This is a genomic window from Schaalia turicensis, assembly GCF_019380255.1.
GTDB classification, from domain to species: domain Bacteria; phylum Actinomycetota; class Actinomycetes; order Actinomycetales; family Actinomycetaceae; genus Pauljensenia; species Pauljensenia turicensis_A.
Genome location: NZ_CP048928.1, coordinates 218,254 through 236,589, shown reverse-complemented (window position 1 = coordinate 236,589; position 18,336 = coordinate 218,254). Strand labels below are relative to the sequence as shown.

Here is an 18,336-nt window from a genome sequence, read left to right as displayed (position 1 = left end):
GGAAGCCTCTGTGGCTGAGCTATCTTATTTGAATCGGAGGGGGAGGCTTGAGAAGGAAGCGATGACGAAGCGGTTGGTTCGCCAGAGCCAGTCGACTGCGTGTTTTCCGTTGTAGCATTCTCTGAATCGCTCGAATTTGAAGCCGAAACTCCCATTCCATTGTCCGATGCATCTGCCTGGGATGACGAATCAGTCGGTGCAGTCTGAGACGCAGGAGCCTGCACCTTAGAAACCGTACTCTCTGAGCCTTCTATCTGTTCAGTAGCCCATGCGCTTGCTGGTACGCCAATCAGGACTACCGAGGCAGAGACGGCGAGCGCAAGTAGGCGCCGGCATGTCCCCCTCGTCCACGGAGCTCGATGATTCTTCATCACTTACCTCTTATTCTTAGACACACGTTTGTTTTCAACGAGGAAAACTCCGGCTCACATATGCAGTGGGATGCTTACATTATCTTCCTCGTCATCAAGAAAGCACCAGCCCCGCACTCCCGCGAGATATGTCATACCTTTTTGGAGTAACTGTCCGTACCAAGCGCAAACCGAGACATGTGCATACACACAGGTGGGCCCACCCAAAGGGTAGGCCCACCAAGAGTTCGAATCAGCAGAGTTGTCAGGACGCCTTGCCGAGCGTGACGGTCACATCCCGCTTCTCACCATTGCGGACGTAAGTGATCGTTACTTCCTGACCACTCCGGTAGCGACGGATGTACCCGGTCAACTGCTTCGACGAGGACACCGACTCTCCATCAACGGCGGTGATCACGTCCCCTGCCTGCAACCCGGCCTGAGCAGCGGCACCGCCACGCGTCAGTTCCTCAACCGAGGCGCCCGCAACGTTAGAACCATCAACGGCAACAGCCTTCGTGGTCACCGAAACACCCAGGACCGCATGATCAACGGTGCCGGTTGCGATTAGCTGATCGGCCACGGAGGTCACCAAATCAACGGGGATAGCGAAGCCCAAGCCGATCGACCCGGCCTTGTCCGAGCTGGTATTCGACGCAATCGACGAGTTGATTCCGATCACCTTACCGGTCGCATCAAACAGCGGGCCACCGGAATTACCAGGGTTAATAGATGCATCAACTTGGATAGCGTTGGTGATCTGAGTATCCGTGGAGGACTGAGCCTGAGCCTGATTTTCTTCTTGTCCACCACCAAAACCGGGCAGTTGACCGAACGGATCGTTCGGGTCGACCTCTTGAGAGTTTTCTTTGCTTCTCGAAACTTCAACTGGCCTGTTCAGAGCGGAAATGATACCGGTGGTTGCAGTGTTTGACAGGCCCAGCGGAGCGCCCACGGCCATGACTTCCTGGCCGACAGCCAAGTCTGACGACGAACCGAAGGCAGCGACCGTCAGGTCGGAAGGAGCGTTTTCCAGGCGAATAACCGCAAGGTCAGTCGTCGGGTCAGTTCCGACGACTGTCGCGTTGTACAAGCGACCATCACTGAGAGTCACCTGGATCGTCGCATCGGCACCGGTCGCACCTGAAACGACGTGGTAGTTCGTGACAATGTCGCCTTGAGCGTCGTAGATGACGCCGGATCCAACGCCGGAGGACGAACTGGAGCTCACTGAAATCGTGACAACCGCGGGTTGTACAGCTGCCGCAACCGCCTGCCAGTCAGGGTCTTCACCGCTGGTACTAACAGGCTGAACGGTTGACGCGCTTGTCTTCGTGTTTGCTGACGAATCGGTTTCGTTTGCCTTTCCATGACCGGCATTGATCATCGCGAAGGCTCCCGACAGGGACACGGCAGCAGTAACCGTCATGCCAAGGATCATTGCAAGCCAGCTAGGACCGCGACGCTTCGAACTCCGCCTTGCAATAGCTACCGTCGGCGTATTTGTCGGTGCACTCAAAGGTGAGGTGTAGGGGTGAGTCTCCGTCGTCGGCCCCTTCCCGCCCGCGTACGAGGCTCCTTGCGAACGCGATCCTGGCTGATTCGGCTGTTGAAAGCCTGCTGATTGAGTGGCCTCCGCACCCTGGTAAGCCTGAGAGCTCGACGGCTGGTAGGGCTGGCCGCTCGTTGCAGATTGGTAGGTGCCACCGGAGGTCACGCCGGAGTACGCAGAACCTGTTCCGTATGACCCCTGCTGTTGGGAGGGAGTCGAACCGGTCGCGCTGGCCGGCTGAGCGGGTGAGGATGGACGCGCAAACCTTGCGTGAGGCAACGGCTCTGTCGGCCTAGTTGGAGACGACTCTGTCGGCGTGGTGGGACCTGAGACTTGAGCGGGACGCCCCGCCCAGCGGGAGAGCGGAGTCGATTCCGATGTCCTCGAAGCGCCCGTGCCACTGGCCTGCGTCTGGACACGTGGTGCTGGCTTAGCTGTGGGGGTGGTTTCTGTCTTCGTCGGTTCCGATGACAAGGCGCGCTGTTTGCCATTGTTGGGTGAGTCGCTCATTGCGGATCCTTCATTAGCTAGCGTGTTAAAAACTGAGTGCTTCTTGGAAGCTGATGACATTAGTGTGCACCCGCTTCTTGCCGACTCACTGAATCTTTCCTGTGCGTTTCCTGTGGTGCTAAATCTGATCCGCCAGCTTCCTCACATCAGCAATTTGCACAGGTCGAGCGCATTTCACATGACAGATCCGGATCCCGTGTACGTCGGAATCAAGCTCGCGCATCACGTCTTGACGCGTCATACATTCCACATAATCCACGCCGTAGGCGTGAGCCAGGTGCTTAAGAGACTGCGGTTGAGCAGTCGCAAACCATCTCTCGAACGTCGGAGCGTTTTCTGGGCGCCCGTGTTCAAGGGTGGAGAAAATTGACCCGCCACCATCGTCAGCAACAAAGATCAACAAATCGGGGGCGGCCTCGTCCGCTGGGATAGCCAACGCGCCCGCATCGTGGAAGAACGTCAGATCCCCCATCAGCGCAACAGTCGGCTCTTCGCGAACAAGTGCCAGACCAATCGCAGAAGCGATCGTGCCATCAATTCCCGCAAGGCCCCGGTGAGAAACAACGGAGCGCCCATGCCCATCACCGCCAACCAGGTCAAGTGCACGGATCGAGTGAGATGCTCCCACCATCAGCGGACGCGAATCGTAACTCCACACTAAGTCAGCAAGAACAAGCACAGACATCGGGGATTCATCAAGAATCGTGCGAATCTGCTGGGAGACTCTTCGGCCAGCTTCCTTCCACTGCTCCAGCCACACATCGTCCGCTGAAACCTGGCGTGGCGGAGCAAGCGATGCCACCACTTCACTGGCACACCCCTGAACATCAACCCACTCATCATGCGGGTCGACAACAATCAAGCGAATGTCACTGCGCCCAAGTAACGCAGACACGGGACGCGACAGGGTCGGACGACCGGTAACGATCACCTGTTGAATCTGATCTGCTAAGGGCGAGGCAAGGAGCACCTGCTGGTGAGCAATTCGATTCGGATCGCACGCAAGAACACTGGTCGGTTCAGCAAAAATCGGGATCTTCGCATAATTCGCCCAAGCTTCCCCACTCTGATCATCACCATCGCCCGCCACGATCACAGTTCGCAGTGACGAATCAACGACGTCATCCCACGTCTGACCGAGACGACGAGGCCGGTAGATCGACGGCGATGACACCTTGGCAAGAGACAAAGGCTCAAGTGTCGCTGAACCTGACTGAGGTGTCAGCGGATCACGGAACGCAACATTGATGTGAACGGGACCTGCAACACCTGACGGTCTACCGCATGCGCGATGCACGGCTCGAGCTACTCGCGAGTCAACGCGCTGATCGGGCTTGGTATCCGCTGGCAAATCAAGGACAGTTGGAGCGTGCGGACCGAAAATGCCGTACTGAATCGTGGTTTGGGATGCTCCAACACCGCGCATTTCATCTGGACGATCCGCACTGAGAACGATCAGAGGCCGGTGAGCATGAGCGGCCTCGGCGACCGACGCATGTAACTCAGCCACTGCCCCGCCCGAAGTCGTCACAATCGCAACCGGCGACAGGTCCTCGACGTCGTGGCAGGTGGGCTCGTTTGCCCATCTCCTGGTCAAGCCGAGTGCGAGGAATCCAGCTGAGCGCTCATCAAGGCGAACATGGGCGCGGACGAGGTCGCCCCGCACTGCTGAGTCAAGAGCGTAAGCAAGGGGCGCGCTACGAGACCCAGGGCAGTACACGATGTCATTGACACCCGCAGCAATCAGCGCACCGACAATGCGCTGGGCAAGAACAATTGACTGGGATTCAGGCATGATGTCCTCCAGCGACAGATTCGAGATGCGCACACATGAGGTCAAGACGGTGAAGCCACCGGTCACGTATTTCAGCGTCAACGGGGCGGGCATCAACCAGACTCTGATCTGGTTCAACGTCACGCACCGGCAAAAACCCGTCAACAGGAAGCAGGCTTTGAGGGACAACGTCACAAGCCAAGAAGTGCGATGTCGCCAATCCGCACGCGCGTATCATTCCTGGCAGAAGCGAAGCGGCCCGCACACCGACGGCCAGGCCAACACTGGATTCCAAGGCGGACGAAACCACTAGGTCCAAGCCGGTTTGCTCACCAATCTGTAGGGCTCGTTCGATTCCACCAAGCGGAGCAATCTTAATGATCGCAACATCCGCGGCCTGAGCGCGCGCAACTGCTTGAGGATCATCCGCCCTGCGAATTGATTCGTCTGCAGCAATGGGCACATCAATTGAACGACGCAAGGTTGCCAAATCTTCGACCCTGGCACACGGCTGTTCTGCGTATTCAAGACCGCCCACTTGCATTGCTGCACGGTCTAGCTGAGGAACGGCTTTTCGCGCGTAGTCCACATCCCATGCGGCATTCACATCGACTCGAATACGACCGCGTTCGGCTCCGACCGTATCAACAAGCGCCTGAGCAACGGCTTCGACTCGAGCAATATCTTCGCTCAGTTCAGTATTGGGATCCGCAACTTTCACCTTCGCCGTAGCGCAACCACCCGAACTGATGACTCTCTGGTAGGCATCGGATGCGCAAACAACCGGAATCGTGACATTCACGGGAACGCGATCGTGCAGTGAAGTTCTGCGCGGTCCAGTCGCCACCGAATGGGCGCCAGCCAGCCAGGTTGAGGATTCAACTGGGTCATAATCCCAAAATGGCGATGCTTCTGCCCAGCCGGACGGCCCGTGTAATAGCAGTCCTTCCCTGCTGGTCACGCGCCTAAAACGCACGTTCATCGGCAGATGGTGAAGAAGCAGATCATCGACGCCATCAAGAACGCGACGAACATGGCTCGGCAAAGATGCCATATCAATGCGCGTCAGTTCACCATGGGATTCGCTCATACTTCCATTGTGCCCGAATTGTCGTCTCAACAAACTGTGAGGACGCCCAGTTGTGGATTGTCGTTATTCACAGGCGACACCTATGGATAACTGCTTTCCACAAGGAGTCCCAGCCTCGTGCGCTTCACGGAAGGCAAGACGCTAGGCTGGTTGCATGAGCGCACTGCCTTTCATCTCCGATACTTTCGACCCTGCCCGTTGGCGCGAGGTCGAAGGATTCACGCTGACCGACATGACATACCACCGCGGTATTTCGCGTGGCGAAGCCGAAGACGGCCACCCCAAGGGCGCCGACATGCCCGTCGTTCGAATTGCATTTGACCGCCCCGACATTCGAAACGCCTTCCGCCCCCACACCGTTGATGAGCTCTATCGCTGCCTCGACCACGCACGGATGACGGGCGATGTCGCTGCGGTGATCCTGACGGGCAATGGCCCCAGCTCCAAAGACGGTGGCTATTCCTTCTGTTCGGGCGGAGACCAACGCGTGCGGGGCAACGACGGCTATCGATACGAAGTGGACGGAGCCGACTCTCAAGCCGACACTGTAGTTCGTCGCGAGCAAGTAGATCCCGCTCAGGCTGGACGCCTGCATATTCTTGAAGTTCAGCGTTTGATTCGTACCATGCCGAAAGTTGTCATCGCGGCAGTTCCTGGGTGGGCTGCCGGTGGCGGGCATTCTCTGAACGTGGTCTGTGACCTGTCCGTCGCATCGAAAGAGCATGCTGCGTTTATGCAGACTGACGCGAATGTGGGGTCCTTTGACGCCGGATACGGGTCAGCTCTACTGGCCCGCCAGGTCGGCGACAAAAGGGCACGCGAGATCTTCTTCCTCGCCGAGCGCTACGACGGCGATACTGCTGAAAAGTGGGGCGTTGTCAACGCGTCGGTTCCCCACGCGCAACTGGAGGAACGCGCGCTCGAGTGGGCTGGCACAATCGCTACCAAGAGTCCACAGGCAGTCCGCATGCTCAAGTTCGCATTCAATTTGGCAGATGATGGAATGGCAGGCCAGCAGGTGTTCGCGGGCGAGGCCACTCGCATGGCGTATATGACTGCAGAAGCACAAGAGGGACGCGATGCATTCTTAGAGCATCGTCAGCCCGATTGGAGCGGGCACCCGTACTACTTCTAAACCGAGGAAGCCAGAACATAGTGAAGGCTCAGCGGCATACAACCGCTGAGCCTTCACTATACAAACGTGTGGACAGACCTTGGTAAAAGCCTGGGCATACCTCAGTAGTGGGAAACCACCGTGGTGCCGTAGTCGGACCAGTCGTAGATGAACTTGGCCGCTTCAACTGGCATGTTCACACAACCGTGCGAGCCACCGGGGCCAGACCAACCGAAGGATGAACGCCATGGTGCACCGTGGAACGCGTAGCTACCGGTGAAGTAGGTAACCCACGGGACGTTCGGAGTTTCGTACTTGGAACCGTCAACGTTTTCGCCACGCATTGTCTGCTTCGCGTACTTCAAGTAGACGTGGTAGGTGCCGGTGACAGTCGGGGTCGCGGGGGCGCCGGGAACCATGTAGTAGGGGCCGCCAACGACCGTACCACCCTCATATGCAATAACGGCGCTTTCGCTGAGGTTGAGGTCGATCCACTTTTCACCGTCGGCTGCCTGGTAGACCAGGTTTTCTGCGCCTTCAGCGACCTGACGGCTCTCGTAGGTGGGTTGAACCTCGTCATAGGTAAATTCAGCACTGTACGCGGTCCGGGCGTTGACAGATTCAACCAGCGCCTGAGCGATCGCATCGACATTGTTGACACTCTTGCCGGGCCGGCCTTCCTTGAAGACAGTCAGAACCTGCCCCGCAGAGTTCACATTGTTCACGCCGTTCACAACGGCTGTGTTTGATGCTTCAGCGGTTGCCTGAACCCACGCGGTGGCCTTTTCAAGGTTGACCGAAGGAGTCTTCAGCGAGCCGTCTTCGTTTGTGGTGACTTCAATCCACGATGCTTTTTCTGCCGGTGTCGCGGTCACGGTTTCTGTTCCAGTGTTGATCGAAACGTCAACGGCGACCAGAGCATTTGCTTCAGTGGCTTTCTCGGCAGCGTCTTCAGTTGTCACCTTAGGCTCACGCTGAACCGGAGAAAGAGTAACGGATCCGGAGGTCAGTGTACTCGCCTGCGTCAGCACGCCGTCCTTCACAGTCTTTGTATCGATCAGCGCACCCGCAACAGCTTCGGTGCCTTCGAAAGTTACACCGTCGCCGCCAAGGACAACCGTGCCGTCCTGCGCGACAGTGCCGGTCGATTCAGCTAGTGTGGTCGCGAACTCGGACAGAATCAGGTCGTCGGTGACCAGAACCGGAGCAACGTCCTTCTTGACGAACAGAGCCTTCATTTCAGTGAAGAAATTCTTGTTGCCTTCAAACGCTTCGTCGACGGTCTTGTCAACGTCAACAGTAACGCCAGCATCGGCAAGAGTCGTCTGCGAGGTCGCACCGTCAACGTCGAACGTCACGATGGTGTCCTCAACTCGCTGGGCGATGGACTCTTTGACCTGGTCGCGGGTCATCCCCGTAACGGAAACACCAGCGATCTTGACTCCAGGCAGAGCCTTGTGAGCGAAATACGCGGCATATGCGCCGGAGGCACCCAGGGCAACAAGAACAGCCGCAACGATACCTGTGACCGTCCACTTCATCTTGGAATTCAGCTTGTTCAACATCGGCTCAACCTTATCGGTTGTACATTTTTCAAGCGACTTGAGTCCCACAAGGAGGAGTGGAAAATCTGCCACAATTCCACGACCATTCTTGGCTTAATTGAGCGCTTTTTATACGTGCAACCTAGGCTGTAGGCAGTACAGAACAGACGCATTCTAGGGGGATCCACATTGACAACTCGAACGCTGGTGGTACCTGGAGGAACCTCAATCGGAGCTGTCGCTCTTGCACATGCGGCTCTTCACAAGCTGGTGGAACTTTACGAAGAACGCCAAGCTGACCCGAATCACCCCGCACCTCACACGGTGGTTGTGATGCGTGATCCGAAGGATGTTCCGCCATCAACTCTGCGCGGGGCCTCGGCAACCGTCGAAGAGGCGTTTCCAGCCGAGCGTTTCCCCTCGCTCTATCCGGCGATCACCGAGCCTGATTTCTTTAGCGGTGTCGACCTGGTCATTCCCACGTCCGGTTCGTCCGCAGGCACACCTCATCTTGTGGGCTTGTCGATCGATGCGTTGATCGCGTCCGCGCGTGCAACGCACGAAGCCCTTTCCGGGCCGGGAAAATGGATTCTAGCATTGCCGGCCCACCACATTGCCGGAGCGATGGTTTTGCTTCGCGCGGCCGTTGCCGAAACGAATCCGCAAATCGTTGATACGTCTGCGGGCTTCGATCCGCGAGCGCTTCTTCCTGCGATCGCTGGGGCTACGGCCGAGGACGGAGTTCCTGGTTATCTGTCGTTGGTTCCGACTCAGTTGGCCTCGTGCTTGGCTGACGATCAAGTGATCGAGGCTCTTTCAGGGCTTTCTGCGATTTTGGTTGGTGGCGCGCACACGCGTTCGGATCTGCTGGATGTGGCACGAGGCCGTGGTCTGAATATCGTCACGACGTATGGGATGACGGAAACGTGCGGAGGGTGCATCTATAACGGGGTGCCTCAGCCCGGTGTTGAGGTGCGAACTGTTGAGCATGATTCTCAGGCGCGGATCGCTCTTTCAGGCCCGATGCTGATGACTCGTTATGTGGACGGGGATTCCCCTCTTTTTGTTGAAGGAGGCACAACCTGGATGCTGACGGGCGATATCGGTGTGATCACGAGTGAGTCAACCGTGAAAATTCAGGGGCGCGCGGATGATGTCATTGTTTCCGGTGGTCTTTCTGTTGCTCCTGCCCCGGTCTTAGAAGCTGTTCTATCTTGCGATGAGGTAGCTGACGCATGGGTGACGTCGACTCCTGACGATAAGTGGGGCGAGTTAATCACGACGCTGGTTGTCCCGAAGAATCCTATTTCATCTGCGGACGAAGTCGATCAGTTTGCTCGGCATCTGCGTTCTGACGTGGGCGAGGTCTTGGGGCGCGTGTACGCTCCTCGCCGTGTTGTTGTGACCGGTGTTCTCCCCTACCTGTCGGAGATGAAGATCGATCGCATGGCGGCCACGAAACTGTTGAAGGATGCTGAAGACACGGTCTTTGACTGGCGTCGTTAAGGCGCGCTTCTTGGCTTTTGTGCCTGACATGCAACCGAAGCAGAATGCTGTTTTCATCTTAGACAGCGTATTCTCGTGAAGCACGCTTGCGACAAACGCTCGTGAGCCCGTCACTTTTTCAGACAATGGAAAGCAGGTACTGCCACTCATGGCAACGTTGAACGACTGGATCGAAGGGGCGCGTCTTCGCACTCTGCCTGCTGCTATTGCTCCCGTGATGGTCGGTACCGCGTCAGCAATCCACATGGGTGCCGTTGCGCCAGTGCGCGCCGTTCTTGCTCTTGTCGTTGCCTTGGCGTTGCAGATCGGCGCAAACTATTCGAATGATTATTCGGACGGTATTCGAGGCACCGACGATTTCCGCCTGGGGCCTGCGCGCCTTACGGGTGGAAAGTTGACCGCTCCGAAGAATGTCCTGATTGCCGCGCTCACTTGTTTCGGGATTGCTGGTGTGGCCGGCTTAGCCCTGCTTGCTTTGTCTGGCGCATGGATTCTTCTGATCCCGGGCATTTTGGCCGTGCTTGCCACATGGTTCTACACGGGTGGCCGCACTCCCTACGGCTACATGGGGATCGGCTTGTCCGAGCTGTTCGTTTTCCTTTTCTTCGGTTTGATGGCGTGCGTGGGCACCACGTGGACTCAGATCCCTCAGGCACCGGGCTGGCTTTGGATGCTCGCATCCACGCTGGGTTTCCTGTCAGTCGCACTGCTGATGGCGAATAACATCCGCGATATTCCAACGGATCGCAAATCCGGTAAACGCACTCTTGCTGTTCGCCTGGGTGATACAACGTCGCGCAATATATTCACCGCCTGCTTTACTCTGTCCGTGATGAGCCTTGCAGTATTGCTGTTCACCCTCATCTATTCGTGGCCACTGATTCTTGTTGCCCTCATCATCACCGGATTCATGACTGCTCTCGCAGTTCTCCCGATCGTGCGTGGAGAAACTGGCGCCCGTTTGATTCCTGTTTTGCGCAACACCGGCCTGTACACGCTCGCCTGGGCGATCGAGGTCAGCGCTTTCCTGCTCCTCGCCTGATCCCCTAGCCGCTCAGCTCGGACTTTCAGCCTGAGCCTCGTACACGATGGCGAGATTGAGCACCCCGCGCATTTCGCTCGCATCCGTTGACCGCGAAGCCCTCCCCGCGAAGCCCTCGCTGCGACGCTTCAACGCTCCTTGGATAGACTGGCGCAATGGTACGCATTCTTGGCATCGTCATTTGGGCCACGGTCACGATTTACGCGATCACGGATTGGCTTCGCACGCCCGAAGATCAAGTGCCGGCGAAGTTGCCAAAGAACATCTGGCTACTGCTGATAATCTTGACGATCCCGTCGTTGTCGATCGGGTCGATCGCGTGGATCGCCTTGCGTTTCGTCGCCAAAGCGGAAGCCGGCGAGGCTCCCATCAGCTTCTCCGTCACCCGCCTCCCCTCGGAGAAACAAACGCCCGCACCCCTTGCTCCCGATGACGATCCGGAGTTTCTTTTCCGGCTCGAGCGCGACATTCAACGCCAACGCAAGAAGGCCAGCAAGGAAAGCGCGAACGCGTCTAACGATTCCGCTCCCGATTCACCATCCGCATTCGAAGAGGGCTCGGGCGCGTCAGATACGTCCGCGAACCATGACGACGAGACCACAAACCGCAACGACCCCCAGGCTTGATCGGGTCGGCGCGATAAAGACTCAGCGTTTGAGGGCCGCTTCGGAATCCCCGGGAGTCATATCGTGTGCGTGAACAAGCAAGTCAGCGCTTGGCTCAACGTAGTCAATATCGACCAGTGTGCCGTCATCGAAAATAAACGTCGTGATCGACGCTAGGGAACAGTGCCTCGACCATGGGGCGTGTGCCAGCATCTGCTTGCGAGCAAAACGCGTGAGCAACGTAATCGGACTCTGGTGCGAAACAACAAGGGCCTCGTGACCATAGGCGCGTTTCAACGCGCCTGACAGTGCGGCACTCATGCGCGACGCAATCTGCGCATACGGTTCGCCCCACGATGGCTCAAATGGATTGCGATAGTACTTCAGCACATTCGGCTTGATCAACACCCTGCGGTCAGCATTCACCGGCTGGCCTTCGAAGATATTTCCAGCTTCGATCAGGCGAAGATCCGAGTGAATAGGAAGCTCGTAGGCGCGAGCAGTCGGGGTCGCGGTCTGCTGCGCACGAAGAAGAGGCGACGCAATGACGGCCGTGATATCCGCGTCGGTTTCTTTCAGATAGTCGGCTCCACGCTGAGCCATCTGATGTCCGAGCTCCGTCAAACCAAAACCGGGAAGACGCCCATAGAGCAGGCCGTCTGGATTATCGACTTCGCCGTGGCGCATCACGTGGATCTTCGTTGTCGTCATGGGGTAAGTCTGACACGAATCATGTGAGTACGCGCAAAACGGGCTCCGACCAAAGCGGGCTCCGACAGATAAAAGCGAAGGCCCGACCGAATCGGCCGGGCCTTGAAGCTCACTTCTTGTTGCGACGCTGGTGACGCGTCTTGCGCAGCAGCTTGCGGTGCTTCTTCTTTGCCATACGCTTGCGGCGCTTCTTGATGACGGAGCCCATGGGGTTCCTCCCTCTTGTTGAAACTAGCTCGCGGCAGAGGTTCCTACCGCCTGACGAATCATGCCCATTACAGGCATAGCGTTGCTATCTTACCCGTTAATGGCACTACTCACCGAAATGGAAGTCTCGGTGTGATCAGCAAGACCCGATTCGATGATCTGGCCAAGCGCTGCTTCCGGCACGCGGAAGCTCTTGCCGACGCGGATCGCAGGCAGGTCGCCAGAATGAATCAAACGGTAGACGGTCATTTTTGAGACGCGCATAATTTCCGCCACTTCAGCGACCGTTAGAAAACGGGGGGCGGAATGCGACACCATGAGAACTCCCAAAAATATCTTCGTGAGGCAGCCAGTGGCGCCGGTCCTTTTGCGCGCGTAGCCTCAGGGTCAATACTAATGCCTAAAGACAGGTTGTGGATAATTCTGGAAGAATGCGTTCAGATATCTTTACTTCGCAGTCGCGCGCCGGCGAAAACCAAGAGTTTCTTTGGTGATAGTGGGGTGGTAGCGTGGCAAGGAATCATGGAATGCCAAGCGATAGGGGGGCGAGTGTTGTGTCGATAAGGCGAAAGCATTCCGCATCGTCTGAACGCTCGTCGCACTCCGATGACTTCGCCGCTACCCCTCTTGTGCAATACGCAGACCAGTCCCTGGCGACACACTCAGCGTCCACGCGCCCCTTGGCTCACGAAAAAGAAACCACTCGGATGGACAAGTTCCGTGCGTGGTTTGTTTCTCAGGCCCGCTATTCGCCGGCGCGTCTGGCTCTGGGCATTTTCGCTCTGATCATTGCGGTCATCACAGGGCTTCTCTGCTTACCTTTTGCGTCCGTGTCAACGCGTTCGGCATCGTTCGTTGACATTCTTTTCACCGCGGTTTCTGCCGTGTGTGTGACAGGTTTAACGACCGTTGATACAGCCACCCATTGGACAGTGTTCGGTCAGGTCGTCATTGCAATGGGCATCATGATCGGTGGCTTGGGCGTGATGACCCTGGCGTCGATCCTCGGTTTTGCCGTTTCACGTCACCTGGGTTTGACACAAAGAATGCTAGCCGCCCAGGAAACAAAGTCCGACGGCCTCGGCCAAATCACGGGGCTGTTGAAGGCTGTTATCGCAACCTCACTTGTGGGCGAGTTGCTTCTTTTCCTGGTTTTCCTGCCACGTTTCCTGACCATGGGTGAAGGCGTTCTTCACTCGCTATGGGAAGCGCTTTTCATGGCGATCTCAGTGTTCAATAACGCGGGATTCGTGATTCTAGTTGGTGGGCTTGCTCCCCACGTTTCCGACTGGTGGATGCTGGCTCCGATTGCTTTAGGTACCTTCACCGGCGCCATTGGTTTCCCCGTCATCCAGGATCTTGCTCACCGTTGGCGCACCCCGCAAAAGTGGGCGCTCCACACGAAGCTGACCCTGTCGGTCTACGTGTCCTTGATCTTCATTGGCGCTGTCCTTTTCGCATTGACGGAGTGGACAAACCCGGAGACGCTGGGAGCCTTGCCTGTTCCCAGTCGTATCTTGAATGCGTTGTTATCCGGTGTGAATACACGTTCCTCGGGATTATCCGCGGTTGACGTTGGGGTGATGCGCCCGCAGACGCACTTCGTTCAAGACATCTTGATGATGATCGGTGGTGGCAGCGCATCGACGGCCGGTGGCGTGAAGGTGACGACTTTCGCCATCTTGGTACTCGCCGTTATCGCCGAGGCTCGAGGTGATCAGGACATCGAAACCTTTGGCCGTCGCATTGCTCCGTCGGTTGTCCGCCTTGCTGTTGCCGTCTCGCTGTTGGGGCTGGCAATGGTGGCCGTTTCCGTTGTTATTTTGCTGAGCCTGACAAACTATTCGCTGGACACGATTCTGTTCGAAACAATTTCTGCCTTCGCAACAGTTGGCTTGTCGACAGGCATTACGGCGACTTTGCCTCCACTAGCGAAGTATGTCTTGATTGCCCTGATGTTTGCCGGCCGAACGGGTTCGATGACGGTTGCTGCAGCTCTGGCTCTTCGTGAGCGTTCTCGCGTGATCCGCATGCCCGAGGAACGCCCAATTATCGGCTAACGTTGTGCATGATCGGCCACCGGGGAAAAGAGGGCCGCGAAGGTGTGGCCGGCCTCGTCGCTTGGTGCGAACGGCCACCTCTCTGCCCGCCCACGCCGCGGCCTCCCTGCCCCATACCCATTGGAAACAAAAACAGGGCATAATTGCGCCATGGCATCAGATGACATCAAGGACCTTTCGTCCGGCACCCTGGCTATCGGATTGGGTCGTTTCGGGTCGGCAGTTGCGGTCACACTCGACAAGCTGGGATACGAGATCCTGGCAGTGGAAAAGAACCCCGCTCGCGTTCAGGCGTTCGCCGGCAGGTTCCCACTGGTGGAGGCCGACGCAACGAGTATCGAGGCTCTTGAACAGCTAGGTGCTCGCGATTTCCGCGCTGCCGTGGTTGGCGTCGGCTCGTCCTTGGAAGCGTCCGTGCTCATCACAGCAAACTTGGTTGACATGGGGATGCCGTCGATTTGGGCGAAGGCAACCTCGCGTGAACACGGTCGAATCCTGCGTCGTATTGGCGCTCATCACGTCATCTATCCCGAGTTTGATGCCGGCCAGCGCACGGCTCACCTCGTTGGTGGTCGCATGATCGACTACATCGAGATGGAGAAGGACGGCTTCGCGATTATGAAGTTGCGTCCACCAAAGGAAGTGCACGGTTTTACGTTGGCCGATCTGGATCTACGAGGCCGGTATGGCGTGAATATGCTCGGCTTACTCAGGCCGGGAATGCCGTTCGAGTACGCCGATGCAACGACCCGTATTAATCCCGAAGACGTCATCATCGTATCGGGCGATGCGCGCCTTCTGGAGTACTTCGCGAACCGTCCATAAAGTCGCATCACTTCAGCGGGTTGCACCACGTCATGTGGAATTGCAATCGGGTTTCTACACGGTGGGCTGTAGCGTTGTCCTATGGCTAAGGAAAAGATCAGCTACCGATGCACCGACTGCGGGTGGACTTCACCCAAATGGGTCGGCCAGTGTCGCGAGTGCCAGGCGTGGGGAACAGTGGAAGAGGCCAGCGCGGGTGGCGCCATCGCTGGTGTTGCCACGCCGGTTGCACCCAGGGTTCTTGCCCGACCTATTGCTGACGTTGATTCTGCTCAAGCCCAGTCTCGTCCAACAGGGGTGGGGGAAGTCGACCGCGTCTTGGGTGGGGGCATTGTTCCCGGTGCGGTGATCCTTCTTGCCGGGGAACCGGGCGTTGGCAAATCAACACTTCTTTTAGACGTTGCCGCACGCGCCGCGCGGGATTCAGGGAAAAAGGGGCCGGTTCTTTACATCACGGGTGAAGAATCATCGTCGCAGGTGAAGGCTCGCGCAGAACGCATTGGAGCGATTCACAATGATCTTCTGCTCGCCGACGACAATTCTCTGCCGACCATTTTGGGGCACGTGGATGCGACTTCTCCTTCGCTTCTGGTGGTTGATTCGGTTCAGACAATTCAGTCTCCACAGGTTGATGGTGGCGCGGGTGGTGTCGCGCAGGTACGCGCTGTTGCCGCTGGGCTGATTCGCTTGGCTAAGGAACGAAACCTGCCGATTCTTCTGGTTGGTCACGTAACAAAAGACGGCGGGATCGCCGGCCCTCGCGTCCTTGAGCACCTTGTGGATGTGGTGTGTCAGTTTGAGGGCGAACGCCATTCACGCCTACGCCTATTGCGGGCAGTCAAGAACCGCTACGGACCAACTGACGAGGTCGGTTGTTTTGAACTGATCGATTCTGGGATCCGCGCTCTGCCGGATCCTTCCGGATTGTTCTTGTCACAGACGTCGCGTGATGTCCCAGGATCGTGCGCGACCGTGTCGCTTGAAGGCCGACGCCCCATGCCGATCGAGATTCAAGCTCTTCTTGCCCCCAGCGCGGGTGGATCTCCCCGGCGCACAACATCGGGCGTCGACCATTCGCGTGTTTCGATGATCTTGGCGGTGGCACAATCGCGATTGGGACTCGATTCGTCTTCCTTAGACGTGTATGCCTCAACCGTTGGTGGAGCCAAGACAACTGAGCCCGCCATTGACCTTGCTACCGCCATTGCGATCATCTCGGCTTTTAAGGGCACTCCCCCACGGGAGTCACTCGTTGCGATGGGTGAAATCGGTTTAACCGGAGAAATCCGAGCATGCACCGGACTTGGGCGTCGCCTCACGGAAGCCGCTCGTCTGGGGTTCACAACGGCGATCATTCCCGCACAGGGAAGCGAAGATTTGCCACCAATCGAGGGAATGACCGTGTTCACCGTCTCTGATCTTTCAACAGCCATTCGTGTTGGTCTCCCGTAAAATTTCAATAGATGCTCGATAAAGGAAGGCCCGAGCGATGACCGACGATTCCGTAACTCTCCGTGAAGCCCTGCAGGCTGTTGCTCCAGGCACAGACCTCCGCGAGGGACTTGAACGCATTAAGCGTTCGCACACAGGGGCGTTGATCGTGCTCGGATACACGCCTGAAATTGAAGCCATGTGTTCGGGCGGCTTCGATCTCGATATTCCTTTCAGCGCCTCGCGTCTTCGCGAACTCTGCAAGATGGACGGCGCTGTCATCTTGGACAAAAACAACTGGCAGATCCGAAAGGCGAACGTCCAGCTACTTCCAGACCCGTCGATTCCGACGGAAGAATCCGGTATGCGCCACCGCACGGCTCAGCGTACCGCCCGCCAAACACACTTGCCTGTCCTGTCACTCTCGGCGTCGATGCGCATGATTTCCATCTACGTTGGACCTCATCACCACTTGGTTGAAGAGCCTGAATCTCTGCTGGCACGCGCAAACCTGGCCGTCGACACATTGGACCGCTACTCGCAGCGTCTTGACGAGGTCCTCCAGACTCTGACCGTTCTTGAGATGCGCGATTCTGCGACCGTTCGTGATGTCGCAACCGTTATGCAGCGCATGGAAATGATCCGCAGGATCACATCCGAAATTAATGGTTATCTTGAAGAACTCGGTTCGGAAGGTCGACTACTTGCGCTGCAGCTTGATGATCTGATCCGAGGCTCCGCATCCGAACGTGCGCTGGTGATGCGCGATTACATTCGCGATCAAGCAAATGTTGCTTCGGTCGAAAAGCATCTGTCGGATATGCCCAGTGAAAAGCTCGTCGACCTGGCAGTAATCGCTAACGTTCTTGGCCTGTCCGTCTTTGAGGTCGCTGACCTCGACCGTGAGATCCAACCTCGTGGTATTCGTTCGCTGTCGTTGGTTCCGCATCTTCCGTGGAGCGTCATCAAAGAACTGACCACCCACTGGGATTCATTCGCATCTCTACGTGGAGCTTCCGTGGACGAACTCCAGAGCATCGAAGGAATCGGCCCCTACCGCGCACGCTTGATTCGCGACAGTTTGGAACACCAAGCCCAGGTTGCCGCAAACGGAATTGTCGGCTGGTAATTCTTCGAATTGAGCACTACTCCAAACTGCATAAGCCCTCTGGCGAAGTAACTGTTGAACCGACAGACTTTTCACCTTCAGTTCATTCTGCGAGGTTTTCTCAGGCTCGACGATCCTGCTGAGCCCTACGCAGCAGGATCCGGTTCGGGGGCAATCACAACAAACGCACTCTTATCCGTTACCGAGCGAGCTCCCACATACAGCTGAGCGTTATAGGTTCCCGCAGCGGCAACCGGTGCCGAACTGGTTTCTTCCCCCTCAGCAAGCTCAACGCATCCGCCTAAGTGATGACGCCCATCCCACGTGATACTGGTAGCCCATTCAAGGTCAGGGGCCAATACCAGCTTCGTCGCCGTCTCATCGAACGCAGAACACTGCGCTGAATCATAAATCAGCTGGTCACCACTGGTGATCTTGAGTGAAACCTGCCCGAAGGTTGTCCAGCAGGAAATATTTCCCTCATTTTTCACGATAACACTGACTTCCTCGCCAGCGCCCTCGTTCGTATCCGTCGTCGATGCCTGATACTTAATCGCGGCCGAAGTACAGCGAGGGATCGTCACCGAATCATCGGCAGCAATAATCCCATCCTTGGTGACCTTATCGGTTGAGCGAAGACGAATCTCACCATCACCAGATTGCACCGTCTCTTCGGTGTATACCGAAATCGACTGAGGTCCTTCCACCTGCTTCTTCGTTGCATCCGTTGCCATCATGACGAGCGAATAGATGCCCCACCCAAGCAGAGCAATAATCAGAAGAAGACCCGTGCCCGTGATGATACGTCGCGGCCAGAGATTCACTTTTTTCACGCGCTTCTTCGCAGGCTGAGGCCGAGGTGCTGTGGAAGATGAGCCCATCGCCGAATTCCTCCTTATGAAGTAAA

The 18,336-nt window shown here is 57.0% G+C and carries 16 protein-coding genes; 8 read left to right on the top strand and 8 right to left on the bottom strand.

Annotated elements, in window-relative coordinates; translation table 11 throughout:
- Positions 1–615 precede the first annotated feature (615 nt).
- The 3 genes from G5S47_RS01030 to G5S47_RS01020 all read right to left on the bottom strand — a co-directional run bounded on the left by G5S47_RS01030 (position 616) and on the right by G5S47_RS01020 (position 5,276).
- On the bottom strand, positions 616–2,412 hold the full coding sequence (locus tag G5S47_RS01030) for a S1C family serine protease (protein WP_219585628.1): 1,797 nt from the start codon (positions 2,410–2,412) through the stop codon (positions 616–618).
- Positions 2,413–2,530: 118 nt separating this feature from the next.
- Entirely contained in the window at positions 2,531–4,300 is a 1,770-nt protein-coding gene (menD, locus tag G5S47_RS01025; RefSeq protein WP_257878472.1) for a 2-succinyl-5-enolpyruvyl-6-hydroxy-3-cyclohexene-1-carboxylic-acid synthase, read from the bottom strand.
- The gene (locus tag G5S47_RS01020; RefSeq protein WP_219585627.1) at positions 4,200–5,276 is read right to left on the bottom strand and encodes an o-succinylbenzoate synthase; all 1,077 of its coding nucleotides are present in this window, start codon (positions 5,274–5,276) and stop codon (positions 4,200–4,202) included. The genes menD and G5S47_RS01020 overlap by 101 nt, the downstream gene beginning before the upstream one ends.
- Before the next feature lie 154 nt (positions 5,277–5,430).
- Between G5S47_RS01020 and G5S47_RS01015 the strand changes: the two genes are divergently transcribed.
- Positions 5,431–6,411, top strand: coding sequence for a 1,4-dihydroxy-2-naphthoyl-CoA synthase (locus G5S47_RS01015; protein ID WP_219585626.1), 981 nt, complete (start codon positions 5,431–5,433; stop codon positions 6,409–6,411).
- 101 nt (positions 6,412–6,512) lie between these two features.
- On the opposite strand, the gene G5S47_RS01010 is transcribed toward G5S47_RS01015, so the two are convergent.
- Positions 6,513–8,027, bottom strand: a complete 1,515-nt coding sequence (locus G5S47_RS01010; RefSeq protein ID WP_257878471.1) for a L,D-transpeptidase family protein — start codon at positions 8,025–8,027, stop codon at positions 6,513–6,515.
- Positions 8,028–8,123: 96 nt separating this feature from the next.
- On the opposite strand from G5S47_RS01010, the gene G5S47_RS01005 reads away from it, so the two are divergent.
- The 3 genes from G5S47_RS01005 to G5S47_RS00995 all read left to right on the top strand — a co-directional run bounded on the left by G5S47_RS01005 (position 8,124) and on the right by G5S47_RS00995 (position 11,108).
- Positions 8,124–9,440 (top strand): AMP-binding protein, encoded by a 1,317-nt coding sequence (locus tag G5S47_RS01005; RefSeq protein ID WP_006680788.1) that lies wholly within the window; start codon positions 8,124–8,126, stop codon positions 9,438–9,440.
- 148 nt (positions 9,441–9,588) lie between these two features.
- Positions 9,589–10,482: a 1,4-dihydroxy-2-naphthoate polyprenyltransferase gene (locus G5S47_RS01000; protein ID WP_219585625.1), complete on the top strand. Its 894-nt coding sequence runs from the start codon at positions 9,589–9,591 to the stop codon at positions 10,480–10,482.
- Positions 10,483–10,637: 155 nt separating this feature from the next.
- Positions 10,638–11,108: a hypothetical protein gene (locus G5S47_RS00995; RefSeq protein WP_219585624.1), complete on the top strand. Its 471-nt coding sequence runs from the start codon at positions 10,638–10,640 to the stop codon at positions 11,106–11,108.
- 21 nt (positions 11,109–11,129) lie between these two features.
- Here G5S47_RS00995 and G5S47_RS00990 read toward each other — a convergent pair whose 3' ends face one another.
- From G5S47_RS00990 to G5S47_RS00980, 3 genes are all read right to left on the bottom strand, one after another.
- The gene (locus tag G5S47_RS00990) at positions 11,130–11,798 is read right to left on the bottom strand and encodes a histidine phosphatase family protein (protein WP_103632669.1); all 669 of its coding nucleotides are present in this window, start codon (positions 11,796–11,798) and stop codon (positions 11,130–11,132) included.
- Positions 11,799–11,907: 109 nt separating this feature from the next.
- Positions 11,908–12,006: a 30S ribosomal protein bS22 gene (locus G5S47_RS00985; protein WP_003792170.1), complete on the bottom strand. Its 99-nt coding sequence runs from the start codon at positions 12,004–12,006 to the stop codon at positions 11,908–11,910.
- Positions 12,007–12,095: 89 nt separating this feature from the next.
- Positions 12,096–12,323: a helix-turn-helix domain-containing protein gene (locus G5S47_RS00980; protein WP_006680784.1), complete on the bottom strand. Its 228-nt coding sequence runs from the start codon at positions 12,321–12,323 to the stop codon at positions 12,096–12,098.
- A 209-nt stretch (positions 12,324–12,532) separates the two neighbouring features.
- Here G5S47_RS00980 and G5S47_RS00975 point away from each other — a divergent pair, with 209 nt between their 5' ends.
- The 4 genes from G5S47_RS00975 (at position 12,533) to disA (ending at position 17,450) form a co-directional block, all read left to right on the top strand.
- Entirely contained in the window at positions 12,533–14,065 is a 1,533-nt protein-coding gene (locus G5S47_RS00975; protein ID WP_257878470.1) for a TrkH family potassium uptake protein, read from the top strand.
- Between the two features lie 150 nt (positions 14,066–14,215).
- Positions 14,216–14,890, top strand: coding sequence for a potassium channel family protein (locus G5S47_RS00970; RefSeq protein WP_040318363.1), 675 nt, complete (start codon positions 14,216–14,218; stop codon positions 14,888–14,890).
- Positions 14,891–14,971: 81 nt separating this feature from the next.
- Positions 14,972–16,342: a DNA repair protein RadA gene (radA, locus tag G5S47_RS00965; RefSeq protein WP_006680781.1), complete on the top strand. Its 1,371-nt coding sequence runs from the start codon at positions 14,972–14,974 to the stop codon at positions 16,340–16,342.
- Between the two features lie 37 nt (positions 16,343–16,379).
- On the top strand, positions 16,380–17,450 hold the full coding sequence (gene disA / locus G5S47_RS00960) for a DNA integrity scanning diadenylate cyclase DisA (RefSeq protein WP_006680780.1): 1,071 nt from the start codon (positions 16,380–16,382) through the stop codon (positions 17,448–17,450).
- A 125-nt stretch (positions 17,451–17,575) separates the two neighbouring features.
- On the opposite strand, the gene G5S47_RS00955 is transcribed toward disA, so the two are convergent.
- Complete coding sequence (locus G5S47_RS00955) at positions 17,576–18,310, bottom strand: hypothetical protein (protein WP_006680779.1); 735 nt, start codon at positions 18,308–18,310, stop codon at positions 17,576–17,578.
- Positions 18,311–18,336: the final 26 nt, after the last annotated feature.